The organism is Paenibacillus sp. FSL E2-0201 (assembly GCF_037963325.1).
Classification (GTDB): Bacteria; Bacillota; Bacilli; order Paenibacillales; family Paenibacillaceae; genus Paenibacillus_AQ.
The window spans coordinates 6,403,564-6,415,581 of the sequence record NZ_CP150154.1 but is presented as its reverse complement, the minus strand read 5'-3'; the positions used below and the strand labels follow the sequence as shown (position 1 = coordinate 6,415,581).

At 47.2% G+C, this 12,018-nt stretch carries 10 protein-coding genes; 9 read left to right on the top strand and 1 reads right to left on the bottom strand.

Annotation, left to right across the window (positions count from 1 at the left end):
• Positions 1–347 precede the first annotated feature (347 nt).
• The 9 genes from NSU15_RS28930 to NSU15_RS28890 all read left to right on the top strand — a co-directional run bounded on the left by NSU15_RS28930 (position 348) and on the right by NSU15_RS28890 (position 11,384).
• Positions 348–2,159: a DEAD/DEAH box helicase gene (locus NSU15_RS28930; RefSeq protein ID WP_339291505.1), complete on the top strand. Its 1,812-nt coding sequence runs from the start codon at positions 348–350 to the stop codon at positions 2,157–2,159.
• Between the two features lie 197 nt (positions 2,160–2,356).
• Complete coding sequence (locus tag NSU15_RS28925; protein ID WP_339288414.1) at positions 2,357–3,220, top strand: M15 family metallopeptidase; 864 nt, start codon at positions 2,357–2,359, stop codon at positions 3,218–3,220.
• 144 nt (positions 3,221–3,364) lie between these two features.
• Positions 3,365–3,841 (top strand): glutathione peroxidase, encoded by a 477-nt coding sequence (locus tag NSU15_RS28920; RefSeq protein WP_076118990.1) that lies wholly within the window; start codon positions 3,365–3,367, stop codon positions 3,839–3,841.
• 248 nt (positions 3,842–4,089) lie between these two features.
• Complete coding sequence (locus NSU15_RS28915) at positions 4,090–5,724, top strand: formate--tetrahydrofolate ligase (protein WP_042131411.1); 1,635 nt, start codon at positions 4,090–4,092, stop codon at positions 5,722–5,724.
• Between the two features lie 335 nt (positions 5,725–6,059).
• Complete coding sequence (locus NSU15_RS28910; RefSeq protein ID WP_042132544.1) at positions 6,060–7,424, top strand: FAD-dependent oxidoreductase; 1,365 nt, start codon at positions 6,060–6,062, stop codon at positions 7,422–7,424.
• Positions 7,425–7,700: 276 nt separating this feature from the next.
• On the top strand, positions 7,701–8,528 hold the full coding sequence (locus NSU15_RS28905) for a formate/nitrite transporter family protein (RefSeq protein WP_042131410.1): 828 nt from the start codon (positions 7,701–7,703) through the stop codon (positions 8,526–8,528).
• Between the two features lie 408 nt (positions 8,529–8,936).
• Entirely contained in the window at positions 8,937–10,157 is a 1,221-nt protein-coding gene (locus NSU15_RS28900) for an MFS transporter (RefSeq protein ID WP_076118992.1), read from the top strand.
• Between the two features lie 71 nt (positions 10,158–10,228).
• Positions 10,229–10,759 (top strand): GNAT family N-acetyltransferase, encoded by a 531-nt coding sequence (locus NSU15_RS28895; protein ID WP_076118994.1) that lies wholly within the window; start codon positions 10,229–10,231, stop codon positions 10,757–10,759.
• Complete coding sequence (locus tag NSU15_RS28890; RefSeq protein WP_076118996.1) at positions 10,740–11,384, top strand: MOSC domain-containing protein; 645 nt, start codon at positions 10,740–10,742, stop codon at positions 11,382–11,384. Before NSU15_RS28895 ends, NSU15_RS28890 begins: the two co-directional genes overlap by 20 nt.
• A gap of 84 nt (positions 11,385–11,468) precedes the next feature.
• Here NSU15_RS28890 and NSU15_RS28885 read toward each other — a convergent pair whose 3' ends face one another.
• Complete coding sequence (locus NSU15_RS28885) at positions 11,469–12,017, bottom strand: GNAT family protein (protein WP_339288410.1); 549 nt, start codon at positions 12,015–12,017, stop codon at positions 11,469–11,471.
• Position 12,018: the final 1 nt, after the last annotated feature.

Sequence of the window (12,018 nt, the reverse complement as noted above, 5' to 3'; positions counted from 1 at the left end):
AATGCCGTTCTATCAAGTACAATATAAAGGATAACTTTCTAAGCTTAACTTTACTTCTATTGTATAAAGTGGAATGGAACGCAAATGGAGTGCCGTCTAAACGTCCGGTGGATCGCTGCTGCCCAGAAACCGAACTTTGACCGCACTCTTTTAACGGGTCAAGGGATACATGGGACGGAAGAATGCCGGTGACGGGGTTCTTCCGCTTTTGTTTGAATATAGCTGAATCGGAAGCATACGCCCCCAAAAGGACAGTTGATAGGGGCTGCCTGAATAGGGCTTTGGAAGACGGAAGTTAAGTAAGAGATGTAATCAAATTTATCTGAGAAAATAGTGAGGTGGAGAATTTGCCGGGATTTAAAGAATTAGGAGTTTCAGAATTACTGTGTACATTGCTTCAAGGTCAAGGCATCGTAAAGCCTACGCCAGTGCAACAGGAAGCAATACCGCCATTGGTGCAGGGGCTGGATGTAATTGCAAGAGCGAAGACAGGTACGGGGAAGACATTGGCTTTCTTGCTGCCAATTATGGACAAGATCCACACGGAGCGAGCTTATCCGCAGGCGCTAATTATGGCTCCAACACGTGAGTTGGCTTTGCAGATTACAGAAGAGGCACGTAAGCTGGCACGTCATACGGATATCAAAATCTTGGCTGTTTACGGTGGTCAGGATGTTGAGAAGCAGCTGCGTAAGCTGGAAGGCGGAAGACATCTTATTATCGGTACACCAGGCAGACTGCTAGATCATATGCGCCGCGAGACGCTCGATCTTAGTGGTGTTAAGATGCTCGTTCTGGACGAAGCGGATCAAATGCTGCATATGGGATTCTTGGAGGATGTAGAGACCATTATTACGGCTGTTCCTTATCGTCGTCAAACGATGCTGTTCTCTGCGACGATGCCAGATCCGATTAAACGCCTCGCAGCTAATTACATGAAAGAGCCTCTGGATATCATTATTAAGAGTGGTTCTCCGATTCCGCTGGATAATATCAAACAGCAAGTCGTGGAAGTCTCGGATCGCAATAAAGAAGAGGCACTCATAGCATTGATTGAACGAGATCGTCCTTACTTGGCTATTATTTTCTGCCGGACCAAACGTCGGGTGTCCAAGCTGAACGAAGCACTTCAAGCAGCCGGTTATGATTGTGATGAACTGCACGGCGATTTGTCTCAAGGTAAACGTGAAGGTGTAATGAAGAGATTCCGTGATGCGAAGCTGCAGCTTCTTGTAGCCACAGATGTAGCGGCTCGGGGGCTGGATGTTGAAGGTATCACACATATCTTTAACTATGATATGCCACTTGATGTGGACAGCTATATCCACCGGATCGGCCGGACAGGCCGTGCCGGAGGTAAAGGGCTTGCGATTACGTTCACTTCTCCGCGTGAGCAAGATGGACTAGACATGATCGAGCACGGCATTTCGCAGCGCCTGGATCGTCGCCGTTACGACAAGGATGAATTCGGCGTAGGCGAATTCGTTGCAGTACAAGGCGGCGGACGCCACGGCGGTCGTCAAAGCGGCGGCGCTGAGGCAGCGCGCACGGGCCGCGGACCGAAGACCGGCGGCTCTGGCCGCGGCGGTGCTCCGCGCGGCGAAGGCGGAACGCGGCAAGGTGGCCGCGGCCGCGGTAAGGAAGCAGGCGGCTGGGGTGCGCCTGCAGAAGGTCGCCGCGGCGGTCGTTCCGATGCGGCGGCTGGCAAGCGCGGAGGCAGCGGCTATGACGCTGCCGCACCTAAGGGCGGCGGCAAGGCTGCCGGCGTAGTGAGAGTAGGCGGCGGCTACGGCGCCTTCGCCTCCAGAGGCGATGCGCCAGCTAGCGGTAACGCAGCAGCGCCTAGCGCCGGTTCGCGCGGTGCGAACCGTAAGGGCGGACCAAGCACAGGCTACAGTGAGAACGTAGCCAGAGGCGCAGACGGCGGTGCCTACGCTGGCGGCACACCACGAGGCGGCTTAGGCAGCGGCTACGGTGCAGGCCCGTCTAGAGGCGGCGGTAAAGGCGGTAAAGGCGATAAAGGTAGCAAAGGCGGCTACAGCGGTGCCAAAGGTGGCGCTGGTAAAGGCGGGCGCAACAGCGGAAACGCAGGTTCCTCACGCGGTGGACGTGGCAGCTCCGGCGGCTTTAAAAGCGGCGGCAGAGGCACATCCAGATAATGTGAGTGGAATTTCATAACTAAAACTTGTTACCATAGGAAAGTTAGCGGACAAGCTAATTACCTATGGTAACTTTATTTTGTGGGCAGATTTGAGCGATATTTGTCTAAAAAAGAATCTTAGTGTAACATTTTTGATGGAAAGCTTGTCTAATAGATAAATAGAGTGTTTCGACTTCGAGGAGGAAGAACTTGCAGATGTCTAAAAAATTGAAATTAGTGAGCTTGTTAATTGTCGTTATTGCAGTGGGTTGGGGAATCGGGAAGTATACGACAACTTCACCTTCTGCGTCGACCAATAGCGGGTCAAATATAAATGTACAAGATAATCTTCAAGCTAAGCCTGGTGAAGAAGGCAATAGCGCCGAAGGGGGCATAACGGAACCCGTGGTAGCTAATCCATCTAATTCAACAGATCCCTCTGATCCATCCGAATCGGATAATGGCGGCAAGGGAAATAGCACGGATGATTCTTTTAAAGAGCCTGATAGCATAGCTGTGATGGTGAATAAGCAGTATGGACTGCCTGATAACTATAAACCCTCTGATCTTGTCTATCCGGATGTGCGGTTTACGTTTAAAGAGAAAATCGAGAAGCGTATGATGCGTAAGGAAGCTGCCGAAGCATTAGAAAAACTGTTCGCAGGCGCAGAGGAAGACGGGATTTACTTGGCTGGCGTTTCGGCCTACCGCTCTAAGGAGACCCAAACGAGACTGTTCAATCGTTATGTTGAGAAAGATGGAGAGGAACTGGCCCGTACTTACAGTGCCGTGCCTGGCTATAGTGAGCATCAGACAGGGCTTGCTATCGATGTCTCAGGAAGTGACGGCAAATGTGCTGCGGAGAGCTGTTTCGGTGGAACGAAGGAAGCGGAGTGGCTAGCGCAGCATGCAGCGGAATATGGTTATATCATCCGTTTTCCAGAAGGTAAGCAGGACATTACAGGCTATAAATATGAGCCTTGGCATATCCGTTATGTAGGTAAGGATATAGCTACTTATATAGCGGAAAAAGGGATTACGTTGGAAGAATATTATGATGTTGTACCCGTATCCAAATAACAGAGTTATAGAGAGCAGTCCTAAGAAATATATAGGGCTGCTTTTTTCTTAGTGATTACTGAAAGTGACGATAAGTTGCATTCTATTACAGTTCGGGTAAGATACGTAGTGTAGTCTAAGTACATGGAAGGAAGGGGAATAAGGATGTCGATCTACAATTTTTCCGGCGTTACACCTTCGGGTAAAGAAGTGTCATTTACGGAGTATGAAGGTAAGGTGCTGTTGATTGCCAATACGGCCAGCAAATGCGGACTTACACCGCAGTATGGGGATCTCCAGAAGCTATATGAGCAGTATAGGGATCAGGGACTTGTAGTATTAGGATTCCCCTGCAATCAATTTGCGGGTCAGGAGCCGGGTACAAGTGAAGAGGCAGAAGAATTCTGCCAGATTAATTATGGTGTTACCTTTCCCGTTTTTGCTAAAGTGGATGTGAATGGACCGGAAGCCAGTCCTCTTTTCAATTATTTAAAAGAGCAGCAGCCGGGTACTGGAGACAGCAGCGATATTAGCTGGAATTTCACAAAGTTCCTTATTGATCGTAGCGGTAATGTAGTGGCTCGGGTTGAGCCGAAGGAATCGCCAGAAACGATGACAGAACATATTGAGTCCTTAATTTAGACCCGTTTAGGGTTGATAAATTGTTGTTTTAGAAGTATCCTTTCGAACTCGGTCTTTGGCCGAGTCTCGACGGGATTCTTTTTTACATAGGAATAAGGAAATAGCTGCCTTGAATTTTATTGTGATAAATTATACTTGACGCTTTACAGAGACCATGTATCCTTTGAAGAGAATGTAATGTCTATGCAAAATATGCATAAAGCGTGGAATGCAGCAGGATAATAACGGCAGGAGGGTTTTATACAAGCATGAAGTTAATTACAGAGGTAGCGGCACAAGCGGGAATTGGCGAAGAGCATCTGGAACTATACGGAAAATATAAAAGTAAGCTTTCACCGTCCTTATGGGAGGAAAAGAAGAACAAGCCAGATGGCAAGCTGGTGCTGGTCACTGCGGTTAATCCCACCCCTGCCGGCGAAGGAAAGACCTTAACCACCATAGGGCTGGCACAGGCACTGAACGCAGCAGGTGTAAAGACCGTGGCTGCTTTACGCGAGCCATCCCTCGGACCATGCCTAGGAATGAAGGGTGGTGCCACTGGTGGCGGTAAGTCGCAGATCGTTCCGGCAGATGAGATTAATTTGCACTTTACAGGCGATATTCATGCGGTGACTTCTGCACATAATCTATTGTCTGCGATGATTGACAATCATATCTTCCAAGGCAATGCACTGGGTCTTGATCCACAGCGCATCGTTTGGAAACGTGTGATGGATATGAACGATCGCAGTTTGCGGAATGTCGTGACAGGGCTCGGAGATGGAAATGGAGCCGTACGGGAAAGTGGATTCCAGATTACGACAGCTTCAGAGATTATGGCTGTATTATGCTTATGCGATAATCTGAGCGATCTTAAAAAGCGTCTAAACCGTATTTTGATTGGATATGACCAAGAGGGACAACCTGTAACGGCAGAGCAAATAGGGGCAGTTGAAGCGATGGCAGCCCTGCTGAAGGAAGCAGTTAAACCTAATCTGGTACAGACCTTGGAGGGCACCCCTGTTATTGTACACGGCGGTCCATTTGCAAATATCGCCCATGGCTGCAGCAGTGTTATCGGCACTCGTTACGCACTCAAGCTGGGAGATGTTGTTGTCACGGAAGCAGGCTTTGGAGCGGATCTTGGTGCAGAGAAATTCATGGATATCAAATGCCGGCAAGCCGATCTAACCCCTTCAGCGGCAGTGCTTGTGGTGACGGTGAAATCCTTGAAATATAACGGTGGTGTACCTAAGAATGAGCTTCAAACTGAGAACCGGACGGCGCTGCGATCTGGATTGTCTAATTTGGAGCGGCATGTAGAGAATCTCGGCAAATTTGGGGTACCTGTCCTTGTTGCCATTAATCATTTTGAAGGTGACAGCCCGGGAGAGATTAATGATGTTGTAGAGGCTTGTCGCCGATTGAACGTTCCTGCGGCAATATCCAAGGTGTGGGCAGAAGGTAGTGCAGGCGGACAAGAGTTGGCTTCAGAACTAAAGAAGCTTCTGGAGCATAGCGACACTGGGCGCTTTGCGCCTTTGTATGAGGATGAACTCGACATTCCTTCTAAAATCACTAAGATTGTGCGCGAAATTTACCGTGGTGCTGAGGTTAACTTTTCCCCTGCGGCTAAACGCAGCCTGGCGGTGATCGAGCGCCTTGGGTTAAATGATCTTCAAGTATGTATGGCGAAGACACCGTATTCCTTCTCGGACCAGCCAAGATTGCTTGGCGCGCCTGAAGGGTTCACCGTAGGTATCCGTGATATCACCCTTTCGCTCGGTGCAGGGTTTGCTGTTGTCATTACGGGGAATATCGTTACGATGCCAGGTCTACCGGCTAAACCTGCTGCTGAGGCACTATGGATGGATGAGGACGGCGAAATTCACGGTTTGGTGTAAATTAGGTTTATGATCAGGCTTTTCCCTGTTGGATTAGGGGGAAGCCTTTTTTGTGCGCTATAAGAAAGTATATCCTGAGGGGTCTGAACATAATGTCTTACGCCCATGGCAAAGCTAACGAGGTCGCATCGGCAGCGGTGACGGAAAATGCTTAAAATTGTGAACAATCTGAGAATATAGGCGAAAAGACTTGTAATGTGATAAATATCACAATATAATCAGTTTATAAAGTGAAATAAATCACAATTAACTCATCGGTGATCAGATATCTAATTTGGTCAGTCAAGCAAGTCGAATATATAACCAGGTTGTCCATTTGAAGGAGGAAGAAAATGATGAAAATAGCTGTCATTGGATGTACCCATGCCGGAACTGCCGCAATTGTAAATACTGCCCAACTGTACCCAGAAGCTGAGATTACGGTATATGAGCGTAATGATAATATTTCCTTCTTATCCTGTGGCATTGCTTTATATGTAGGTGGAGTGGTCAAAGACCCGCACGGACTGTTCTATTCTTCCCCAGAGAAGCTTGCAGAGCTCGGAGTAAAGACGAACATGCGTCATGAAGTGACCGAAGTGGATACGAAGTCCAAAACACTGCGTGTTCGCAATTTGGCAACTGGACAGGAGTTTAATGATACCTACGATAAGCTGATTATGACTACTGGATCATGGCCGGTTGTGCCGAAGCTCGAAGGGCTTGAGCTGGAAGGCGTCTTACTTTGCAAGAATTATGAACATTCCAACACCATTATAGAAAAAGCTAAACATGCGAACAAAATCACAGTCGTAGGCGCTGGCTATATCGGCGTTGAATTGGTGGAAGCCTTCCAAATGAATGGGAAGCAAGTAACGCTGATTGATGGTGAAGACCGCATTCTGAATAAATATTTGGATCCAGAGTTTACTGCACCAATCGAACAATCCTTTAAGGATCACGGCATTAAATTGGCACTGAATGAGAAGGTCAGTTCTTTTGCTGGAGAAGGCGGTAAAGTTACCAAGGTTATCACAAGCGCAGGAGAGCATGAGACGGATCTTGTTATTCTCTGCATCGGCTTCCGTCCGAATACTGAACTCTTAAAAGGCCAGGTGGATATGCTGCCAAATGGTGCGATTTTGGTCAACGACTATATGCAGACTAGTTGCCCAGATGTGTATGCCGCTGGTGACAGCTGTGCGATTCATTACAACCCTACAGGGAAGCACGCTTATATTCCACTAGCAACCAACGCAGTACGGATGGGCACCTTGGTCGCACGTAACTTGATGACAGAGACGATTCCATATATGGGCACTCAAGGGACTTCGGGCATTAAGATTTATGAAGATAATATCGCTGCTACCGGTCTTACAGAAGAAGCGGCTAAGGCTGAAGGCATGGACGTAGAGACTACCACGATTATTGACAACTACCGTCCAGAATTTATGCCAACGTTCGAGCAGGTTCAATTAAAAGTTGTATTTGATCGTGCTACACGCCGCATTGTCGGAGCACAAATTATGTCCAAGATGGATTTGACGCAATCGATCAACACCGTATCTGTATGTATTCAAAATAAAATGACAATCGACCAGCTGGCCTTTATCGATTTCTTCTTCCAACCTCATTACAATAAGCCTTGGAACTTCCTGAACACCGTAGGAATTCAAGCGCTGCCGACATCAGTACCAAGTAAAGAGGCAGTAACCGTTTAACGTAATTGCATAAGAACATTATAGTCGGGTAGACCGGAGCCATTCATGGCTTCGGTTTTTTCATGTTTGATGCTGGTACTATTTACCTTTAAAATAATATGGAGCCTATTCTTACAATTGTAATTATGGATGCGCTTCGTTAAATTTGACATGTCAGTGAAAAGTTTCACTTAGTTTTTCATTAAGTGATAATTGTCACGTTATTGTGTTTTGTGACACGCTACAATGGTCGTAAAGGAACAAATTTTAAGTAAATAGATGAAGGGGATAGGAATCATGGCTTATAATAAACCGCAGCAGATTGCCGCAGTCACGGTCGAGAACGGCATAAAAAAGGCGCACAATCCTTTAAGCACCGTACTAATTCTGGGCTTTCTGGGAGGGGCGTTTATCGCGCTCGGATTTTTACTGGATATTCGCGTCATTGCTGGCGCACCGCATGAATGGGGATCTATCGCTAACTTTATTGGGGCAGCAGTCTTCCCTGTTGGATTGATTCTAGTATTGCTTGCAGGGGGAGAACTACTGACAGGCAATATGATGGCTGTGCCGCTTGCTTTTATGGCGAAGAAGATATCTTTCTGGGAAGTTATTAAGAATCTTGTATTGATTACCCTGAGCAATTTAGCGGGAGCTTTGTTTGTAGCTTACTTTTTTGGTCACGTGGTTGGTTTAACCTCTGACGGTGTGTATCTGGAAAAATTAGTAGAGATGGCAGGGCATAAGCTTGAGGCAGACTTCTTGCCGGCATTTGTTTCCGGTATCGGTTGTAACTGGCTCGTAGCTTTGGCGGTATGGCTCTCCTATGGAGCAGATAACTTCAGTGGTAAAATCCTCGGTATCTGGTTCCCGACGATGGCTTTTGTAGCTATCGGCTTCCAGCACGTTGTAGCTAACATGTTCTTAATTCCGGCGGCTATTTTTGAAGGCTATTTTTCATGGGGAGAGTACTTCAACAACTTTGTTCCGGTATGGCTAGGCAACTTGACTGGCGGTGCGATCTTTGTTGCGGCAGCTTATTGGATGGCTTACTTACGTAAAGAGCCAGCATCTATTCAATCCGTGGACAGCATGTCCGGCAGCGGTGTAAAGAAACACGCCTAAACCTATCTTATAGAGCACTCCTTAGCATAGTCGAGGGGTGCTTTTTGATGTTATAGACAAATAAAATCCGCCGTGATGTATCCGAGCTCGGGGGAACGATTCGGACGCACGGCGGATTTTAGAAGGGGGAGTGTTTCTAGGCTCTATTACCCCGACTTTGCAAGAACGAATCACATCGTTTTGTTTAGTCTGCTTTACGGACGACAGCAGCAACTATAAAATATAAATAGATGGGAACGGGTGCTACTTTTTTCTCAGCTATGGTTGAAGTTAGTCCTAATTAAGAGGTAAAGTGTACTAAGACTTTATCACGATAGCACGTCAATGCGTCTGCTTGCCCTGAACCCTGTTTTGGGATAATACTGGATGGAATAATGACACATATATTACAGGGGATGTACACTACTTATGAAGTTTTTACAGAATTATCCTAAAGAAGTTAAGATATTTTTAATTGCTAGCCTTATTAATGCAACGGGTAGTGCACTGATGTGGCCACTGGTTACAATGTATGTTTTTGATGAGCTTGGACGCAGCATGTCGGATGCTGGATTAGTGATTCTTATTCAATCAGTTGGAGGGATTGTGGGTCAACTACTCGGGGGCTCACTCTATCATAAGGTAGGCGTTAACCGGCTGATTGTCGGAGCGCTGGGCATGAATGCACTTGCACTGTTCACTTTGCCGGCAGCAAGTAACAACTGGACGTTATTTATGGTCGCGATGGGACTGGTAGGACTCTTTAATTCACTGTCATTACCTGCGATTCAGGCATTTATCGGCTTTCGTTTTACGAAGCAGCGCGGAGAGCTGTTTAATGTTATTTATGTCGCTAATAATATTGGTGTAGCACTGGGTACAGCGTTAAGTGGTTTTTTGGCCGATATTTCTTATATGCTCAGCTTTGTAATGAACGGCGTAACTTCAGCGGTATTTGCGGTATTCTTTTTTGTATATCTCAAGAAAGTCGGAGGAGATTCTTCACAGGAGGTCGCAGAACACCAGAAGGCTGGTCCTGACAAACAATCCACCTGGAAGCTAATGGGACATACACGGATTTATCTTTATATGGGTATTGCCTCGATGTTCCTATTGTTAGGGAACTCTATCTGGAATACAGGGGTATCTCCGTTCATTATTTCTGAGGGCTGGCCTAAGAAGACTTATGGTTTTCTCTGGACGCTCAACGGTATTCTTATTTTTGCGGCCCAGCCGCTTGTAACGGTGATTAAACGTTGGTTCGCGTCCACCTCAACAGCGCAAATGACAGTAAGTGCTCTATTTTATTTGGGTGGTTATGCTGTTCTTTTATGGATGCCGACTTATTCAGGTCTAGTGCTTGGGATGGTGCTCGCTACGCTTGGGGAAATGCTGATATCTCCGGCCATGCCTTCCTTTATTTCGGATCATGCAGGTCGAAGTGCTCCATTCTATTTAGGGCTTAGTGGAGGTATGGGGGCAGTGGGCAGGGTGATTGGACCTTACTTAATGGGTAGATTGTACGATAGTGGAGGCTTAGCGCCTACCGCATGGTTGGCATGTGCGATGGCACTGCTATCCGTAGGATTCTTTATTGTTCATGCGTATATCAACCGCCGAGGAAATTCACTGGAGCGGTCAATAGGATAGTTGTGCATAGTGGATTCAGGTGATCTACTGTGAATTCTATAGAGGTGCAAGGCAAGGGGTGTACATCTTATATGAAACTAAGCAACAGGGATAGGTTTATCATAAGGTTCTCAGAGATTAAAGACGTGCGGGAACTGATTCATCTGGATCATTTGATCTGGACGGAGCACACTAGCCCGGGGCCTTTAATGTGGCGTTCCCAAGAGGATTACCTATTGAATGCTCCTCCGGGTTCGCAACTTGTAGCGCTGAAGGATGACAAGCTTTGCGGATATGTTGGGTTTGGTTGTCCTAGTCGAATGGAGAGCAACAGGCATGTGTGCGAAGTCTATATTGCTGTCCATCCAGATTATCAACGCTTAGGTATTGGCCGGCAGCTCATAGAGGCGATTAAGGAACATGCCGCAGAAAATGCTATTCGAAAGCTTCGTTTACGCGTATTATCCTGCAATGAGTCAGCGCTTTCTTTTTATCGTAAATGTGGATTTGTAGAAGAGGGACGTCTGCGGGAAGAGTTTTATCTTGGCGGTCGTTATGTGGATGAAATATTTATGTGCTGCATGCTGACAGGAGGAGAAGGATATGGAGATCATCTCGCTTAACGTGGGGCGGCCGGTAACAGTGGATTATCGGGGAAAACCTTTGGAGACTGGGATTTATAAAATGCCTGTAAATGGAGCGGTTGAGTTACATACCAACGGTTTTGTCGGAGATGGTCAAGCGGATCTTAAACATCATGGAGGCCCTGATAAGGCAGTCTGTGCCTATCCGATTGAGCATTATTCCTACTGGGAGAAGCAGCTAGGGAAGAAGCTGGAATACTCTGCCTTCGGGGAAAATATAACAACTGCCGGCTTATTGGAGACAGACGTGTGCATAGGTGATGTGTACGAAATAGGCACCACTGTGCTGCAGGTCAGCCAGCCACGTTATCCTTGCTTCAAAATCTCGCAAAAGCTTGGTCCGGCAGATCTCCCCGCTCAAGTGCTGGATACTAGATATAGCGGATTTTATTTGCGTGTGCTTCGTGAGGGGGAAATTTCAACCGGAGATGCCATTGTTAAAAAAGAAGATGGTGCTGGCGGTGTGTCCGTAGCGCATGTTCTGCATTTAATGCAGGTGGGCCTGCAAGAGGAAGCTGCACTGGCTGAGCTTGCGGAGCTAGAAGCGCTCTCTGCTGTAGTTCGGAACAAGTTTCGAAAACAGCTGGGTCTGTCGGAGGGTTAGACTATATCTATTAGCCAAAATAAACCTGGAGGCATATGCCTGCCAGGTTTATTTTGGTTTGTGTGCTTATTTTACTTGCGTAACTTAGCCGAGCAATTGCCACTCGCTACGCAACAAACCGTATACGGCGTGGTTCACGTAGCCATCTGGCAATTTCTCTGCCTGTCTAATCACACCCTCAAGCACAAAACCAAGCCGTTCCGGAATCGCTCTACTGGAAACATTGCCGGTTGCGCAGCGGATTTCTACACGTTGCAGCTCCATTTCCAGAAGTGCATAGTCCACTAGAACCCGACAGGCGCTAGTCATATACCCTTTGCCTTCAAATCCTTCACCAAGCCAGTAGCCGATCCCAACGGATCGGTTATGCCAGTCAATCTGGTGATACCCAATCACACCGGCGAGCTCACCACGAACCCATAGTCCAGCGGTAAAAGCACCATTCTCGGTACTTTGTTTAATCGCATTTTTGATGAAATCCAGAGTGTGAGCCTGTTCCGTAACGGCATCCACCCAAGGGAGCCATTGTCTTAGTCGATCCCGTGAGTGCTCTACTAACGCGAACAAGTGCCGAGCGTGCTCCGGCATGAGCGGCTTTAACATCAGCTCTTCATCGATGACATAATTAAACAAG